General features: G+C 40.3%; 17 protein-coding genes. 12 read left to right on the top strand and 5 right to left on the bottom strand.

The genetic code is table 11. The features are described from left to right. Positions 1–187: 187 nt before the first annotated feature. The gene (locus tag L0G63_RS10415; protein ID WP_301450589.1) at positions 188–1,435 is read right to left on the bottom strand and encodes an acyl-CoA dehydrogenase family protein; all 1,248 of its coding nucleotides are present in this window, start codon (positions 1,433–1,435) and stop codon (positions 188–190) included. Positions 1,436–1,705: 270 nt separating this feature from the next. Beyond that, positions 1,706–2,686, bottom strand: coding sequence for a protease SohB (gene sohB / locus L0G63_RS10410; RefSeq protein ID WP_301450587.1), 981 nt, complete (start codon positions 2,684–2,686; stop codon positions 1,706–1,708). A 373-nt stretch (positions 2,687–3,059) separates the two neighbouring features. Between sohB and aspS the strand changes: the two genes are divergently transcribed. The 12 genes from aspS to rffA all read left to right on the top strand — a co-directional run bounded on the left by aspS (position 3,060) and on the right by rffA (position 15,372). After that, positions 3,060–4,886, top strand: coding sequence for an aspartate--tRNA ligase (gene aspS / locus L0G63_RS10405; protein WP_301450588.1), 1,827 nt, complete (start codon positions 3,060–3,062; stop codon positions 4,884–4,886). Positions 4,887–4,953: 67 nt separating this feature from the next. After that, positions 4,954–5,934 carry a lysophospholipid acyltransferase family protein gene (locus L0G63_RS10400; RefSeq protein ID WP_301450586.1) on the top strand — a complete coding sequence of 327 codons (981 nt, stop codon included), beginning with the start codon at positions 4,954–4,956 and terminating at the stop codon, positions 5,932–5,934. Positions 5,935–6,064: 130 nt separating this feature from the next. After that, positions 6,065–6,868, top strand: coding sequence for a glycosyltransferase (locus tag L0G63_RS10395; RefSeq protein ID WP_301450585.1), 804 nt, complete (start codon positions 6,065–6,067; stop codon positions 6,866–6,868). A gap of 88 nt (positions 6,869–6,956) precedes the next feature. Then, positions 6,957–8,126 carry a nucleotide sugar dehydrogenase gene (locus tag L0G63_RS10390; RefSeq protein ID WP_173239634.1) on the top strand — a complete coding sequence of 390 codons (1,170 nt, stop codon included), beginning with the start codon at positions 6,957–6,959 and terminating at the stop codon, positions 8,124–8,126. A 99-nt stretch (positions 8,127–8,225) separates the two neighbouring features. Next, positions 8,226–9,074 (top strand): hypothetical protein, encoded by an 849-nt coding sequence (locus L0G63_RS10385; protein WP_173239633.1) that lies wholly within the window; start codon positions 8,226–8,228, stop codon positions 9,072–9,074. A 33-nt stretch (positions 9,075–9,107) separates the two neighbouring features. Continuing rightward, on the top strand, positions 9,108–9,866 hold the full coding sequence (locus L0G63_RS10380; RefSeq protein WP_301450584.1) for a hypothetical protein: 759 nt from the start codon (positions 9,108–9,110) through the stop codon (positions 9,864–9,866). Next, on the top strand, positions 9,854–10,618 hold the full coding sequence (locus L0G63_RS10375; protein WP_301450583.1) for a putative nucleotide-diphospho-sugar transferase: 765 nt from the start codon (positions 9,854–9,856) through the stop codon (positions 10,616–10,618). Before L0G63_RS10380 ends, L0G63_RS10375 begins: the two co-directional genes overlap by 13 nt. 95 nt (positions 10,619–10,713) lie before the next feature. Continuing rightward, positions 10,714–11,772, top strand: coding sequence for a dTDP-glucose 4,6-dehydratase (gene rfbB / locus L0G63_RS10370; RefSeq protein WP_301450582.1), 1,059 nt, complete (start codon positions 10,714–10,716; stop codon positions 11,770–11,772). Further along, positions 11,772–12,644, top strand: coding sequence for a glucose-1-phosphate thymidylyltransferase RfbA (gene rfbA / locus L0G63_RS10365; protein ID WP_238069613.1), 873 nt, complete (start codon positions 11,772–11,774; stop codon positions 12,642–12,644). Before rfbB ends, rfbA begins: the two co-directional genes overlap by 1 nt. After that, entirely contained in the window at positions 12,644–13,681 is a 1,038-nt protein-coding gene (locus L0G63_RS10360) for a TDP-N-acetylfucosamine:lipid II N-acetylfucosaminyltransferase (RefSeq protein WP_301450581.1), read from the top strand. The genes rfbA and L0G63_RS10360 overlap by 1 nt, the downstream gene beginning before the upstream one ends. Before the next feature lies 1 nt (position 13,682). Next, a complete protein-coding gene (locus tag L0G63_RS10355) occupies positions 13,683–14,255 on the top strand; it encodes an acyltransferase (protein WP_301450580.1) in 573 nt (190 codons plus the stop codon). Next, positions 14,242–15,372: a dTDP-4-amino-4,6-dideoxygalactose transaminase gene (rffA, locus tag L0G63_RS10350; protein ID WP_301450579.1), complete on the top strand. Its 1,131-nt coding sequence runs from the start codon at positions 14,242–14,244 to the stop codon at positions 15,370–15,372. The genes L0G63_RS10355 and rffA overlap by 14 nt, the downstream gene beginning before the upstream one ends. 77 nt (positions 15,373–15,449) lie before the next feature. Here rffA and L0G63_RS10345 read toward each other — a convergent pair whose 3' ends face one another. The 3 genes from L0G63_RS10345 to L0G63_RS10335 all read right to left on the bottom strand — a co-directional run bounded on the left by L0G63_RS10345 (position 15,450) and on the right by L0G63_RS10335 (position 18,236). Continuing rightward, positions 15,450–16,310, bottom strand: coding sequence for a glycosyltransferase (locus tag L0G63_RS10345; protein ID WP_301450578.1), 861 nt, complete (start codon positions 16,308–16,310; stop codon positions 15,450–15,452). Between the two features lie 53 nt (positions 16,311–16,363). Further along, positions 16,364–17,200 carry a glycosyl transferase gene (locus L0G63_RS10340; protein WP_301450577.1) on the bottom strand — a complete coding sequence of 279 codons (837 nt, stop codon included), beginning with the start codon at positions 17,198–17,200 and terminating at the stop codon, positions 16,364–16,366. A gap of 106 nt (positions 17,201–17,306) precedes the next feature. Continuing rightward, positions 17,307–18,236, bottom strand: coding sequence for a branched-chain amino acid transaminase (locus L0G63_RS10335; protein WP_301450576.1), 930 nt, complete (start codon positions 18,234–18,236; stop codon positions 17,307–17,309). Positions 18,237–18,340: the final 104 nt, after the last annotated feature.

Below are 18,340 nucleotides of genomic sequence, written 5' to 3'. Positions count from 1 at the left end.
CTTGGTAACCCGCCTCTTCAGTTTGATTTGCTTATTTCAAGTTGAGAGTGGGGTACTTATAGTAGTAAAAAACAGTCATAGTGATGAAAAACTCACTACTAAATCGTTAATAGTGAATTTCCAATTTTTTATTTTCAGCAATAGTGGCGTGAGCAACTTAAGGTTTACTCACACCCATTGATTAATCTTAGGCTTTGTTAGACTTAGAACGGCTAAAGCCCTGACGCTTTAGCTCTAGCTTGGCAATCATGGTTTTATGTACTTCATCAGGACCATCTGCCAACCGTAGCACACGAGCTTGCGCATAGAAATTTGGTAACAATGTGTCTTGACATACACCCATACCGCCATGAATCTGAATCGCCATATCGACTACTTCTTGTAGCACCGTTGGCGCAACCACTTTGATCGCAGAGATTTCCGTCAATGCCGCTTTGGTTCCTTGAGCATCCATTTTTTGCGCCGCATAAAGGGTTAGCAAGCGCGCTTGATCAATTTTGATACGCGCCTCAGAGATACGCTCAAAGTTTCCGCCCAATTGTAGTAGCGGCTTACCAAAGGCCGTGCGCGACATGCCGCGTTTCACCGCCAGCTCTAAAGACTTCTCAGCCGCGCCGATACAACGCATGCAGTGATGAATACGACCTGGCCCCAAGCGACCTTGCGCAATCTCAAAACCCTTACCCGGCCCACCAATAAAATGACTGACGGGCACACGTACATTATCAAAGCTGATCTCACCATGACCGTGCGGCGCATCATAATCGCCAAACACTTTAAGCATACGTTTGATATTCACACCCGCAGTATTGACTGGTACCAGTACCATCGAGTGCTGATGATGACGATCTACGCTTTCATCCGCGGTATAGGCCATAACAATCAAAATATCAACCGCAGGATCGCCAAGGCCCGATGACCACCATTTGCTACCGTTAATGACAATTTCATCACCATCGACCACAGCAGTTGCTTGCATATTGGTGGCATCGCTTGAGGCCACATCAGGCTCAGTCATACAAAACACTGAGCGGGTCTCACCTTCTAATAGCGGCGTGAGCCATTTGTCTTGCTGTTCTTGCGTACCATAGCGCCATAATAGCTCCATATTGCCGCTGTCAGGCGCATTGCAGTTAAACACATGCGGCGCGAGCAAACTGCGACCCGTCAGCTCTGCAATCGGTGCATAGTCAGTGACAGAAAGCCCTGCACCTAAGGTGTCGTCAGGTAAGAATAAGTTCCATAAACCCGCTTCACGTGCTTGTTTGCGTAGGTTGTCATAAGCGTCTGGCCATTCCCAGTTTTCCCAATTTCCATCAGGATTTTTCTTATGACATTCTTCCCAGAATTGGGCTTCGATGGGTTCAATATGCATTTCAATGAACGCTTTGACTTTGGCATGCATGGCTTGACCATGTTCCGTTGCGGTAAACATTAAATTGTCGCTAGACATAAATGACTTCCTTTTCTTTATTGATTGTCTAAATCGGGTTTTGACAAAAAGCTCTGTTAGATCTTTAATGCGAGCCTTAGTGTACGGACGTATACTGTTTTCTGTATCCTACATTTATAACACAGCAATTATGATTAAACAGCAAAAAGGCGCGACCAGCTAGGACACGCCTTTTACAAAATACAAACAGTGTATTGCTGAACATATGACCGCTAAAGTATTAGCTATCAGACATCATAATGATATCTAACACTATTTTAGAATATTCAAACGGCTGTTTGACTCAAAACGTGCGAGCGCATCTGGCAGTTTATCCACTGCCATATTGAGCGTCGCTTCTGCGGCTTGCGCAAGGCCCAGCTTCTCTGCCAGCGTCGGCTTTTGACGTGAATGTAATGCGTACACCTCATTGTCTTCCATACGCTCTAAAATGTAGCTGTCAGAGGTTTGTAAGCTGTCAATCAGGTTAAGCTTTAACGCATCTTCGCCATACCAATGCTCACCTGTGGCCACTTTGGCAACATCCAATGTTGGACGATAGGTATTGACAAAGTGCTTAAATAGCTCGTGCGTCTGTTCTAGCTCTTCTTGGTACTTGGCACGATCTTCGGCATCGTTTTCGCCAAACACAGTAACCGTGCGTTTATAGTCGCCAGCCGTAAACATCTCATAATCGACATCATGGTTTTTGAGCCATTTATGAAAGTTTGGCAATTGTGATACCACGCCGATTGAGCCAATAATCGCAAATGGCGCTGCCACCACATTGTCTGCCACGCACGCCATCATGTAGCCACCACTCGCCGCCACTTTATCGACGCATACTGTGAGCTTTAGGCCAGCATCCTTTAAGCGCACCAATTGCGCGGCTGCCAATCCATAACCATGCACCAAACCGCCACCTGATTCGAGGCGTACAATCACTTCATCGCCTTTGTTAGCCGTACTGATTAAGGTGCTGATTTCTTCGCGCAGATGCTTAACGGCAGTGGCTTTGATATCACCTTCAAAATCCAAAACAAAAACTTGCGAGGAATTGTCAGTATTTTTTTTCTGCTGTTTACTTTTTGCTTTTAGCGCCTGCTTGGCTTTTTTTGCCATTGTTTTTTTGAATGCTTTAAGCGCAGCTTTGCCTTGGGTGGCTTCCATTAAGTCTTCACGGCGCTGCTTTTGAGCATCATTTAAGTGTCTTACTTTTAGCTCAACCGGGTTTTTTGGTGGATGAAATAGCATGATTACAAATCCTCAAGTCAGTAAATATATTGATATGGCTGTTTTTATTAGCGTGCGGTTGATATGTGCACACTAAGCGGTGTTTTCAAGCATGATGACAATATTTAACCCAATATAAATATCACTGAATAAATACGTCAGATACTTGCAGACTCCCGTTCTTTGATTGAACTCAGCCGGTTGTATAACAAAGGTAGATTAGGCATAATATGCGTTTATATCAAATTTTCTGCAGCCAACGTGATGACCCTTTGTCTTGATCGCGTTGTTTGTGTTTTTTTTGGCAAATCGCTTGAAACGCACAGCAATGGCTGCATTATTGTACTTCGAATTGGGCTGATAACTGGATAACCATATTATGACGCAAAGCACTATGACGCATAGCGAATACCGAGACGAATATTGCGGAGCTGTAACCGAGAGCTTGCTTGAGCAAACCATTAGTATCGTAGGCTGGGTACATCGTCGTCGCGATCACGGTGGCGTGATTTTCTTAGACATGCGTGACCGCGCTGGTATCTTGCAGGTGGTAGTCGATCCTGATACCCCAGAAGCTTTTGCAACCGCTGATGCAGTACGTCCTGAATACGTGCTAAAGATCACTGGCCGCGTACGTCGCCGTTATGAAGGTACTGAAAACAATAATATGACCAGTGGCCAAATTGAGCTATTGGGCAAAGAGATTGAAGTACTGGCCAAATCTGAAACTCCGCCATTCCCATTGAATGACGAAAAAACGACTGTGTCAGAAGACTTACGTCTAAAATATCGCTATCTCGATATGCGTCGTCCGCAAATGCAAGAGCGTATGGTATTCCGTGCCAAGGCAACGTCAGCGATTCGTCGTTATTTAGATGATCATGGTTTCTTGGATGTAGAGACCCCTATTCTGACTCGTGCAACGCCTGAAGGTGCGCGTGATTATCTTGTACCATCACGTACGCGTCCAGGCAACTTCTTTGCTCTGCCGCAGTCACCACAGCTATTTAAGCAATTATTGATGGTGTCAGGTTTTGATCGTTATTATCAAATCGCGAAATGCTTCCGTGATGAAGATTTACGTGCTGATCGTCAGCCTGAATTTACTCAGGTGGATATTGAAACGTCTTTCTTGAACGAAGAAGAGATCATGAACATCAACGAAGGTCTGATCAAGCATTTGTTCAAGACCATGATGGATGTTGAGTTCGAGCAATTCCCTCGCATGACGTACGCTGAAGCAATGCGCGACTATGCATCAGACAAGCCTGATTTACGTATTCCATTGAAACTGGTTGACGTTGCCGATTTGATGAAAGACGTTGATTTCAAAGTATTTGCCGGTCCTGCTAACGATCCTAAAGGTCGCGTCGCTGCCCTTCGCATTCCTGGTGGCGCTTCATTAAGCCGTAAGCAAATCGATGCTTATACCAAATTCGTCGGTATCTATGGTGCACGCGGTTTGGCTTATATCAAAGTCAATGACGCAAGCAGCATCAATAATGGTGTGGATAAAGAGTCTGGCCTACAATCACCAATCATCAAAAATATGACTGATGATGTACTTGTGAGCTTGATTGAGCGTACTGCTGCAGAAGATGGCGATATTATCTTCTTTGGTGCAGATAAAGCCAGTATCGTGAATGACGCAATCGGCGCATTACGCCAGAAAATCGGTCTAGACCTTGAAATGACAACTTGTGAGTGGGCGCCGCTATGGGTGACTGACTTCCCGATGTTTGAGCAAACCGATGACGGTCAATGGACGTCAATGCATCATCCATTTACCAAGCCTAGAGGCTCTGTTGAGGAGTTAAAAAACAACCCAGAGTCTGCGCTATCTATCGCTTACGATATGGTGTTGAACGGTACTGAGATTGGTGGTGGTAGCTTACGTATCAATACTTATGATATGCAGCAAGCCGTCCTTGAAGCCTTGGGTATCGGCGAGCAAGAGGCAGAAGACAAGTTTGGTTTCTTACTTGATGCACTAAAATTTGGTGCACCGCCGCATGGTGGCTTGGCGTTTGGTTTGGATCGCCTGATTATGCTTATGGTAGGCGCTGACTCTATCCGTGATGTGATCGCATTCCCAAAAACCAAAACTGCTGAGTGCCCACTAACTCAAGCACCTGCTGGAGTGGATAGTAAGCAGCTACGTGATCTTGGTATCCGTGTGCGTGAAAAAGCACAGGCTGACACCAACAAACCTGCTCAATAAAACATTTGATGATGTACTATTGCTGTCTACAGTGCTTGTTACGCGATTCATCGCCATGTGAGTGGTTATGAATCCGTATCATATTTTTAAATTCGTGCCATTGTCTGTACTACAGATGCTGGCACGTTTTGTCGCTTGGGTTATCGTCAAGATACCCAGTCTCAGCATCATGCGTACCATTCATATTAATATGGCGCTGATTACGGACAAATTGTCTGAGCCGCAAAAACGCGCGCTGACCAAAGACATCATCTATCATCAATGTCTGAGCAGTATCGAATCTATAAAAAGCTGGGCAATGCCACCTGAATGGAGTATTGCCCAGATTCGTGACGTCCATAATAAAGATATTCTACTAGAAGGTCTTGCCAATCCCAATGGCATGCTTGCTATCGTCCCTCATCTCGGTACATGGGAGATGATGAACGCGTGGCTCAATCAGTTTGGTTCGCCAACTATTATGTACAAGCCTGTAGACGGCAGATTCGCTAATGAATTTATCTTGCAAGGTCGTGCGCGTCTTAATGCAACCTTGGTGCCTACCGATGGTAGCGGTGTTAAAGCCGTGTTTAAAACCCTCAAGCAAGGCGGCTTTAGTATTGTATTACCAGACCACGTCCCAGATCCGTCAGGCGGCGTAGTCGTTCCTTTCTTTGGTATCAAAACATTAACCAGTACCCTTGCCTCAAAACTGGCGAGCAAAACCAAATGTGCCTTAGTTGGCTTGTCTTGTATTCGTCGTAATGATGGACGCGGTTTTGATATTTACTGCTATAAGCTCGACGATCCAGCGCTATATGACCGCAATACCGAAGTAGCGACTCACGCACTCAATCAAGCCATGGAGCATATGATTAAAGACAACTATAGTCACTATATGTGGGGCTATCGACGTTTTAAGCGCATACCAAATCTAGGCAATCCTTACCGAAAAGATAAAGCCACTTTAGAAGCCTTTATTCGGTCTCATCACGCTACTGGTAGTCGTTCTGGTAACGATGTAAGTGGTTCTTTTACTGATGGCACTAACATCGATAATCGCAAGTAATAACTGTACTATCGTTTACTGATTTAGACATATCATCAATCACAGCTATGTTAATATTGGCTGAACTCTATATTTTTTTATTTTTATTAGCCCTTCATTTATCTGACTATTATCTCAATACGAGTGCATTATGACATCTGACGTAACTAAGACCTCATCTATAGGCCCTAAGCAAACCAGTACAAATGCTGCTGAAAAGCGTTATATCATCTGTATGAAATGGGGTGACAAGTATGGTCCTGAATATGTCAATCGCTTATACAATATGGTCAGCAGACATTTGACTTTAGACTTTCAAATGCTCTGTCTCACCGATGACAGCACTGGTATTGACCCTGCCGTTCAATGCTATCCTATTCCTGAGCTTAATCTACCAGCTGGGCTACCTGAACGCGGCTGGAAAAAGCTTACTACCTTTAAAACTGAATTATATGGTCTAAAAGGTATCGCACTATTTTTAGATATTGATATTGTGATTGTCGATAATATAGATGCTTTTTTCACTTATGAAGCCAAGCATGATGATAGTGTCGTCATTATCCGTGACTGGAAAAAGCCTTGGCGGATGATTGGTAACAGCTCCGTGTATCGCTTTAACATCGGTATGAATACCTACCCGGATTTGTTAGCAAATTTTGAGCGTAACTTTGATACCATTCGCCAGCAAGTTCGCCACGAACAAGCCTATTTGTCGAATTATTTACGTGAACATCATCATCTGGAGTATTGGGACAAGACATGGTGCGTGAGTTTTAAATATCAATGCATCGCACCCATCCCATTTAACTTTGTACGAACACCAAAACTTCCTGACGGCGCAAAAATCGTTATCTTCCACGGGGAGATTAATCCACCAGATGCGATAGCTGGAGACGGTGGTAAATGGTATCGTCATGTCAAGCCAAGCCCTTGGTTGAAGGAGCATTGGCAATGAGTTTAAATAAGAAACTATGCCAATAGATGCTGCAGGTTAAGTCATAACTTCTTGAAAACAATCAACCACCTATAACATTGGACTCTTCATGAATATCACCGTAGTAGGTACAGGTTATGTCGGATTATCTAACGCTATGTTGCTTGCACAACATAACGAGGTCATAGCTGTTGATATTGTTCCTGAAAGAGCTGACCTGCTTAACCTCAAGCAATCACCTCTTGAAGATAAAGATATTGAAGACTTCTTAGCCAATAAAAGCATTAACTTTAATGCAACTTTAGAGGCAAAAGTAGCATATAAACATGCTGATATCATAATTATTGCTACTCCAACCGATTATGACCCTGAGACAAATTTTTTTAACACCAAAAGTGTTGAATCAGTTATCGATGAGGTGCTCGCAGTCAATAAAAATGCATTAATCGTTATTAAATCTACGGTTCCTGTTGGATTCACCGAAAATCTAAAAGATCGTCTATCTACAAAAAACATTATATTTTCACCTGAATTTTTGAGAGAGGGTCAAGCTCTACATGATAACCTCTACCCTTCTCGAATTATTATCGGTGGTCAGCTAGAAAAAGCTAAGCAATTTGCTACGCTATTGCTTGAGGGTGCTATTAAAAAAGATGTTCCTATTCTTTATACTGAATCAACTGAGGCGGAAGCTATTAAGCTGTTTTCAAATACCTATCTCGCAATGCGTGTGGCTTACTTTAACGAACTCGATACTTATGCTCAAACTTACGGACTTGATACCAGACAAATTATTGAAGGTGTAGGGCTAGACCCACGTATTGGTAGTCATTACAACAACCCCTCATTTGGTTATGGTGGCTACTGCCTACCAAAAGATACCAAGCAGTTATTGGCCAATTACGATGAAGTTCCAAGCAATCTAATTAAAGCTATTGTTGACTCTAATAAGACTCGTAAAGACTTTATAGCCAATACTATAATTTCTAAAAACCCTAAGATCGTCGGTGTACATAGATTGACAATGAAAAGTGGCTCAGATAATTTTAGAGCTTCATCTATTCAAGGTGTGATGAAGCGAATCAAGGCCAAGGGAATTGAGGTAGTTGTATATGAGCCCGCTTTACAAGAAGATCTATTTTACAACTCAAGAGTCATTCGGGATCTAGAAGAATTTAAGTCTATCAGTGATATCATTGTCGCTAACCGTAGGGCAGATGAGCTAAATGACGTGGCTGATAAAGTATTTACCAGAGATTTATTTGGTAACGATCAATAGTTTTATTAAAAAGTAGACTGGAACTATAATTATACTTAATGCTTTTATATATACTAAACAATATATTTGATTGCCAAACTGTGAATAAAAGTCTATCTTATGAAACCTCCAAAGTATGTTGAAATTAAAGCCTTTAATAATTCATATTCTATTGTCAGATTTACACAGAAAAACGATTTAGTTAGCTATAAGGATTTGTCTGTCAATATAATAGCCTCTGGCCCTTCAATAAGTAATATGAATTATGACAAGGACTTTCTAGATAGCCCTACTATTTTTGTTAATGGCAGTATTACTCTACTCGAAAATTTTAACTTTGCTAAAATAATTGGCTATGTGATTAGTGATGATAGATTCATTAAACATAATCCCAAAATCATAGAGAATATATATTCTGGTCAACCCTTGTTCATTACCAAGCCAGTTCTATATTCGCTTGCAGAGAGCTTACCTGAACTCATAGAAAAATATCACGATTTTATTAATATAATCTACCCTGTAGATAGACCGTTACTTGTTAATAATAAAACTAGCCTTTTAAAGTCTCTTCCTATACTGGACAAAGTAGCTAAGAAAAAACTTTCTTTGAATAAGTTTAAAGACCATCAAGACTTTGTAATCGACTCTACAAGCTACCCTAAACCTATTGGCGTTTCTTTAAATATAGAAAATGGCTTTGTTGAAGCTGGCACGGTAGCTTTTGTCGCTGCCCAATTGGCTTATACTTTGGGAGCCAAACACATTAACTTATACGGCATTGACTTAATTAATAGCAGCCAACCTAGATTTTATGAAAGTAAAGATGAGGTTGCCCCTTGTAAACTTGATAAGGCCATCACCGATCGTATCGTACCCTCATTTGACTTGATGGGTAAAGTGTATAATCAGCATGGGGTTAAAGTTACTAATAAGTCTCCTGTATCTAAGGGTTTATTTAGAAACATATAGAACTTTAAAATAAACAAGGGGAGTGATGACTCAATGAAAGAGTTGTCTGGATGGAAAAGAAAAGCAGTTCTACTATTTGCTAGTGAAAAAAAGTTGGGTGCCAGCGAAGCTCTATCGAGTTACTCCAATAAATCCTATGCAGATATGAAAGCCAAAATCCTAACAGAAAACGAAGTTGAATGGGTAGAAGATGCTCACAAACCGCGTTTAAAAAATCTATCTGATCATCTTAATAAGGTCAAGGCAGAGTTTATTAATCAGCCAGAAATCTGTTTTTATCATGCCACATTAATTATTCTTTTACGCCGTGGATACAAACTGCAAGAAACTTTTAAAGAGTTTGAAAGGTTATGGGAGGCTGAGTCTGATTTTTTATTGAACAGTCTATCTTTACGCTGGATAGTATCTGCATGCGATACTTTTGTCGACCATTCAACGGATCCTCTACGCTCTGCGATTTTGCTCAATGTGACTACACTGGTAAATACACTTAAAGTATATGAAACGCAAACATACTTGTGCGGATTGAAAGACATAAAGACCACCCATGAGGAAAATATAAATGCTCTATATGCCGAGCATTTGACCTTATATAATGGGTTAACGTACTTCCGCATTGGTGCTGATGATACATTGAAGAATATGCGTAATCGTTATGAGAAATTTAAAGATAAGGATTTATTAGCTACCACTATATTATTATATGTTTTTAATCAGCTACAAACAGAAAACACAGCATTTAGTTTAGTAAAAAGTCTGCATAAAGACGAAAAATCCAAATGGTGGCGTTAGTTAATTTCAAACAATACCTCTTATTAATTTACAACCAATATAATTTTGAAAACACTATGAACCCTCTTATACAGAATAATGTTGATACAAATATTGATGAAAACAAAAGCTTTGTCGTGTGCTGCTATTTCACAGCAAGTTACAAAGAACACGCGATGCGACTAAAAGAATCTTTAGTTCTATTTGGTCTTAACTATCATTTGAGCCAAGTTGAAGATGCTGGATATTGGGAAGCAAACACACGTATAAAGCCTTACTTTATATTAGAATACTTAAAGCTTTATCCCAACATGAACATTGTGTATTTAGATGCAGATGCATTAGTTAAGGCACCTTTAGACTATTTTGATACAATTGAAACAGATATATCAGTTTATGTAGCTAAAGGTAAAAAAGGTATGTCACATGATTACCTCACAGGCACTCTCTTCTTTAAAAATACTGAAGCAACTTTAAAGTTTATAAATCAATGGATTGAAGAACAATCGGCTGGTAAAAGAACACAAGTAGATCAAGATAGTTTTGATGCAGCAATGATAAAATGTCAATCTAATCTAAGTGTGACCCCTCTACCGTCTGGCTACATCAAAATCTTTGATAAGGACTATGAGGGTGAGATATATATCGAGCAATATCAAGCCAGCCGCGGGCAAACTAAATTAAGACGTCAGAAAATTCGTCGTCGTAATAGAATAGCGGGTGTCGTTCTTATCGCTACCATTGGTATTGCCCTATATTCTGTGATTAATTAGATTCTTGATAAGAAGCTTCTTTGCTTAGTCTTGCAAATTCTTGCACAGCAACTGATTACGTAACTTCATATCAACTAAATTTTAAAAGATATTATATGCATATTCTCATTACAGGCGGAGCAGGCTTTATCGGGTCCGCTCTTATACGCTACTTAATCAAGAATACTGACCATCAGATTTTAAATATTGATAAATTAACCTATGCAGGAAACTTAGAATCACTGGTCGAAGTTGAAAGCAATCCCAACTATACTTTTCAAAAAATAGATATATGTGATGCGGCAGCTATCGAGCAGTCCTTTAGTGAATTCCAGCCTGATCTAATCATGCATCTTGCTGCTGAGTCACATGTTGATCGCTCAATTGATGGCCCTTCTGAATTTATAAACACTAATATCGTTGGTACATATACGCTTCTAGAAGCTAGTCGGAAGTACTGGCAAAGCTTAGACCAGCATAAGAAATCTCAATTTAGATTTCATCACATATCTACTGATGAAGTGTATGGGGATTTAGAAGGTACTATTGATTTATTTACTGAGTTGACTCCTTACGCTCCAAGCTCTCCCTACTCTGCCTCAAAAGCCAGTTCAGATCACTTGGTTCGTGTTTGGTATCGAACCTATGGTCTGCCTATTGTTATCACTAACTGCTCTAACAACTATGGCCCTTACCACTTTCCAGAAAAACTGATACCTCTAGTTATCTTGAACGCATTAGATGGAAAAGCACTCCCTATCTATGGTAAAGGTAACCAAATACGTGACTGGCTTTATGTTGAAGATCATGCAAAAGCACTTTATAAAGTTGTGACTGAAGGAGCTATTGGCGAAACTTATAATATTGGTGGCCACAATGAAATGCAGAATATTGAAGTCGTAAAAACGATTTGCCACATCTTAGATGAGTTAAAGCCTCAATCGAACAATCAATCTTATGAAGAATTAATTACTTTTGTTGAAGATCGTCCTGGGCATGATTTACGTTATGCTATTGATGCCTCCAAGATTAAGAATGATTTGGGTTGGACTCCAGTAGAAAGCTTTGAAAGTGGTATTCGTAAAACAGTTGAGTGGTATTTAAACAATTTAGATTGGTGTCGCCGTGTTCAAGATGGCAGCTATCAACGCGAAAGACTGGGAGTAAAAACTTAATGGCTACTAAAGGAATTATCTTAGCAGGTGGTTCAGGCACTCGACTCTATCCAATCACTCAAGGTGTCTCAAAACAGCTTTTGCCAATCTATGATAAACCGATGATCTATTATCCACTATCTGTCTTAATGCTAGCAGGCATTCGAGAGATACTGGTTATCAGTACACCCGAGGATATCGATGGGTTTAAGCGCTTGTTAGGAGACGGTAGCCAGTTAGGCATTGAAATTACATACAAAGTGCAGCCGAGCCCAGATGGGTTAGCACAAGCATTTATTATTGGTGAAGATTTTATCGGCGACAGTAACGTGTGTTTAGTACTGGGAGATAATATTTTTTATGGACCCGGTCTAACTCCCTTATTACGAAATGCGGTGAATCAGAAGTCTGGGGCTACTGTATTTGGCTACCAGGTGAAAGATCCTGAACGTTTTGGAGTGGTCGAGTTTGATGACAATAAAAGAGCAATTTCAATAGAAGAAAAGCCTACCAACCCTAAGTCGAACTTCGCAGTGACTGGCCTATACTTTTATGACAATGATGTTATAGAGTTTGCTAAACAGGTAAAACCCTCAGATAGAGGTGAGCTTGAAATCACCACTATTAATCAAATGTATATGCGGCGTGGAGATCTAAAGGTTGAACTGCTAAGACGTGGCTTTGCTTGGTTAGACACAGGCACTCATGAAAGTTTAATTGAGGCTGGGATGTTCGTGCAAACCATTGAAAAGCGTCAAGGGTTCAAGATTGCTTGTTTAGAAGAAATTGCTTATCACAATGGCTGGCTAAAAAAAGAAGACTTAGAAAGAATTGGCAAGGCACTTAGCAAAAACAGCTATGGTCAATATTTATTAGACCTGGTGACACAATAATGAGTCATAAGATATTACATATAGGCTCAGCTGAAAAGTTTATGCCAAGTTTCATAGAGCTGGTAAAAGAGAACTTCGATTTTAATTGCCATGAGTTCTATTTGTCTAAAGGTATGGCTGAAAAAGACTTACCTCAATCAGATAACATACACTTACTTCCTAACAAAAAAAGACTGTCTAAGTTAAAGCATTATTCTCAGATTTTAATAAAGATGCATCAAGCCGACAAAGTAATACTGCATAGTCTGGTTGATATTAGCATCGTGAAACTACTGTTTTTATCTCCATGGCTACTAAAAAAGTGTTACTGGGTGATATGGGGAAATGACTTATACACTTACAAGTTTGGCAAGCGCAATCGAAGATGGCGTGTCAGAGAAATATATAGGCGGTCTGTCATTAAAAATATGGGCTATCTCGTTACCTATATGCAAGGTGATATTGACTTAGCTAGAAAGTGGTATGGCGCTAAAGGCGAGTACAAAGAGTGCTTAATGTATACCAGCAACATATACAAATCAGTCGAAAGCGAAAAATCATCGAATAGCCAAATTCGTATTCAACTTGGTAACTCCGCCAACAGTACTAACAATCATATAGAGGTGATTGAAAAACTAGCCAAATTTGAAGATCAGAACTTTGCAGTTTACACACCTCTTTCATATAGCGACCAAAATCATGCTAAAAAAGTGACTAAAGTAGGAAATGAGCTGCTCGGTGATAAGTTCTATCCAATGACAGACTTCATGCCATTTGATGACTATCTACAGTTTCAGGGCTCAATCGATATTGGTATTTTTAATAATAGTAGACAGCAAGCATTAGGAAATATCATTACGTTATTAGGCTTAGGTAAAACAGTTTATATGCGTGATAATACGAGCCAATGGACACTATTTAAAGACAAAGGTTTAAGTATTTATAATATCAAAGACTTAAATAATCTAGAGCATCATCACCATAATGATAATGTTAACTTAGTAAAAAGATACTTTTCAAAAGAGACCTTAACAAATCAACTCTCGGAGCTTTTCTAAAATGGCTTATTTAACGTCAAACCAGCTAAAAGAGATGGGGTTTAAGTCTCTCGGCAAAAATGTAAAAGTTAGTGACAAAGCCAGTATTTACAATACAGAGCAAATTGAGATTGGCGATAACTCAAGAATCGATGATTTCTGCGTTATTTCAGGAAAAGTAAGTATAGGAAGAAATGTACATCTGGCACCAATGTGTTTGGTCGCTGGGGGTGAGAAAGGCATTGTTTTTAGTGACTTCTCTGGTCTGGCCTATCAAGCCCAAGTTTTTACTCAGTCAGATGACTATAGTGGATCTACTCTAACAAATCCAACCATACCGAGTAAATATAAAAAAGAGTATAAAAAATCAGTATTTATAGGACGACACGTCATTATTGGTGCCGGCTCCATTATTTTTCCTGGAGTAAATTTAGCTGAAGGCTGCTCAATTGGTGCTATGACGCTGGTCACTAAAAGCACTGAAGCATGGGGTATCTACGTAGGAAATCCTGCTAGAAAAGTTAAAGATAGAAAGCAAGACTTACTCGTACTAGAAAAGAGATTCTTAGAAGAAGAAAATAATGATCCCATTTAATAGGCCCCCATACACTGGTAATGAAGACCAGTACGTTTTACAAGCCATGCGCAGTGATAAAATGTCCGGAGATGGGGACTTTACCAAACACTGTCACTCTTGGTTTGAAAAAGAGCTTTCCTGTAAAAAAGCGCTGCTGACGCCGTCTTGTACTGCAGCATTAGAAATGGCTGCTCTTTTAATAGATATCCAGCCAGGTGACGAAGTGATTATGCCTAGCTACACCTTTGTCAGCACAGCAAATGCTTTTGTGCTACGGGGTGCAAGAATCGTCTTCGTTGATGTCCGTCCTGATACAATGAATATCGATGAATCTAAAATAGAATCAGCCATCACTTCTAGAACCAAGGCTATTGTTCCTGTTCACTATGCAGGTGTTGCTTGTGAGATGGACACTATTATGGAACTAGCAAACCGCCATAATATCTATGTTATAGAAGATGCTGCCCAAGGCATGATGAGTACTTATAAAGGTCAGGCTTTAGGAACTATTGGACATATAGGCACTTATAGTTTTCATGAGACTAAGAACTATACAAGCGGTGGCGAAGGTGGCTTATTAATTATTAATGATGATCAGTTTAAAGAAAGAGCCGAGATAATTAGAGAAAAAGGCACCAACCGAAGTCAGTTTTTTAGAGGTATGGTAGATAAGTACTCGTGGGTTGATATTGGCAGTAGTTATCTGCCCAGTGATATTCAAGCCGCCTATCTTTGGGGACAGCTTGAAAAAGCTAATGAGATAAACAATAATCGTCTAGACTCCTGGTCTTATTACTTCGAAAACCTTAAGATGCTTGAGTCTAAAGGTAAAATTGAACTAGCTACTATACCAAGCGGCTGTCAACATAATGCTCATATGTTTTATATTAAAGTATGTGACATGCAGACGCGCTCTGACTTAATAAGTCATTTAAAGGACTGCGGCATACTTGCTGTCTTTCACTACATACCTTTGCATACGTCAGTAGCTGGAGAAAAAAGTGGTAGGCTGCATGGAGAAGATACTTATACAACCAGTCACAGTGAAAGACTACTTAGATTACCAATTTATTATGGTATGACTCGGGATGAGCAGAAAAGTGTTATACAAGCGATTATTGATTTCTACTCTTAACTAACTATCTTCTTTACTATAACATTCATTCTAAAAAACCCGCTCTACTTAACAATAGAGCGAGTTTTTATAAAAGCTTATCTATTAAACAACTTAGATAAGAATCCACTCTTTATTGGTCGAGTTATTTTATTACCTTTATATCGCTTATGTGACTTCTTGGGTATGACACCAAATGGCTCTACACGATAGTCTTCTAAATTATAAACTGCCGCTATAGCTTCATTATAGTAAGTATCAAACAAATCGCTAAGCTCTTGCCTGGGGTGAGGCATAATTGCACCATCAAACCAATGCCTCCCTTCTTCTTTCTCTAACCGTGGTATGGAGTATTTATGACTGAACTGCGTTCCCATGTCAGAATAATGAAGAATTTTAATATCTTCAATATCTAAATCCTCACCATCGATACAGTTATAACTATCTATATAAGGAGTGATTAGCTCTGGATGCTCTTTAAACTGTTTCATCAGCTTGTTATGCCCTTCTGGATCAGCTTTTAACTGACTGACAGGCGTTAAAACCTTCTGAGATTTTTGGCAATCCCATACGCAAGTACAAAGACGGGCAATGGCATCCTTTGTTTTAGCCGCGACTACACCCTCACCTTGGATAGGGTGATTCCACAGTTCTTTTAAGTCGCTAAGCACAACCATATCGGCATCCATATAGATTGCACGGCCTTTAAAATCACAATACTCAGGGATTGCCCAGCGGAACCCCGAAAAAGGCGTTGCCCATTTTCGAGTATCCCATCCCTCGCCCTTTTCTGGGTTCGAATACCAAAAGCTGTCAGGATCACGAGAAAGCTGCATCCATACGATTTCAACCGCCATACTCGTGTGCTTTTTTATACTGTGATCTAGCACCATCATCTGCTCTAGATCACTATTGTTAGGATCGCAGCCAACAAACACTTTTACAATTTCATTACTCATAGGTTCTCCTGCCATATGTGGATGTTGTACAGTTTATCAGTACCAATAATTTTTTATTCTTTCCAGTTCTCTTTAACCCAACCTACTGGCAATATAAAGTGACGTAAATGACGTATTGGATGCTTAAGGTTTTTAGAGTCTTTTAGCTGTCTTAAATGGTCAGCAGCATTATCAGCAGATTTAGAGGTATATTGTCCATTGATAGCATTTGTCGGATACAAACCACCTGGGAAAATAACTATTCTGGCACCTTTAGGGATTTTAGGTGGGATAAAATAGTTTAGAGGGAAAGGTTGGCGACATTTACGTCTAAAATGAGCGACCCACTTTTTTGGAAATATCTTTACACCCCCCGGCACATTACGAGTCACAAAGCGTTGTTCAAAACGATATTTATCAGCAATACCTTGCGGATCTGCCTTAAATTTCTCTTGTAAAGAAACCATTGAACCCACTTGAAATCTAAAGCATGAGGTCTGTCCAAGTTTCTCTAAAGGATTACTTGGATTGTATGACAAGATAACGTCATCTGGCACACCATACTCAAAGAATGGATCAAGACTATCGACTATCACCACATCCAAATCTAAGAACAAAACAACACCTGTGACATCACCTAGCTTCTCACCCCACATACGAGACTTGGGCCACTTGCCTAACGTATTAGTGGGCATAGTCACATCTAATAGCGGTAATTCCTGACATTCGATTTCTGGACGTACATCGGTGGTATCATCGGTAAAACAGACGAAACGAAACGGTGGCGTAATATTACGCGATACCATGCCATACAATTTATTGGCGTAATCAGCCCCGTACTTTGTACCCCATTTAATACAAATAATTTGTTTGATATTTTTATTATCTGTTGTACTAGAATCTATTGGCATGGACTGCTCACTTTAATCTTAAGAATAAATATGATGGCTATATTAGCATAAAAAAAAGACTGAACAATTATGTTCAGCCTTTTTAGTCTTTAAACTAACGACTTTATTAGTCAATAAAGCTTAACCAGTCCATATATTTCTCATTACGACCATGAACCACATCAAAGTATAGGGTTTGGAGTTTCTCAGTCAATGGTCCGCGGCCGCCATTCCCGATAGTACGATCATCGTATTCGCGGATAGGTGTCACTTCAGCAGCCGTACCTGTCATAAAGATCTCATCTGCTAAGTAGAACTCATCACGAGTGATACGGCGTTCAACGACTTTGATGTCTAGATCAGCCGCGAACTGAAGAATAGTACGACGAGTAATACCATCTAGTGCCCCGCCTGCCAAGTCTGGCGTATGTAGCACACCGTCTTTTACCAAGAATAAGTTTTCACCCGCACCTTGGCACACATACCCTTGCGGATCCATCAAAATGGCTTCATCATAGCCGTTACGTGTCACTTCTTGGTTTGCCATGATAGACACTGGGTAATTGCTTGACGCTTTTGCCTTACACATAGTGACATTTGGTAGATGATGCGTGAATGAAGAGGTTTTTACGCGGATACCATTTTTGATACCTTCCTCACCAAGATATGCGCCCCAATGCCAAGCAGCAACCATAGCATTGATGCTGTTGTCACGCGAAGATAAGCCAAGCTTTTCTGCACCTACCCAAATAAGCGGACGAATATAGGCTTCTGCTAAGTTATTTTGCTTGACCACATCTTTATGTGCTTGCTCTAGCGTGGCTGCATCAAACGGCACGTCCATTTGAAAGATTTTTGCCGAACCAAGTAGACGTTCGGTGTGTTCCTTTAGGCGAAAAATAGCCGTGCGATTATCAGCGGTTTGATAAGCACGCACGCCTTCAAACACAGCCATGCCATAATGCAAGCTATGGGTAAGCACATGAACGTTGGCATCTGGTTGTTCAATTATTGTGCCATTCATCCAAAGCTTACCGTCTTGTGTTGCCATATTCATTTTATAGTCCTTATGCTAGCGCTAACGTCTAACTTTTTTAAGTAGGTTTTATTTAGGGCGTGTTGAACATTCGCAAATAGGCACTGCTGATCACTAAAATTGTT

Origin of the sequence: Psychrobacter sp. (assembly GCF_030454045.1) — a bacterium.
In the GTDB taxonomy this organism is placed as follows: Bacteria; Pseudomonadota; Gammaproteobacteria; order Pseudomonadales; family Moraxellaceae; genus Psychrobacter.
This window is presented reverse-complemented; position numbering and strand designations above follow the sequence as displayed.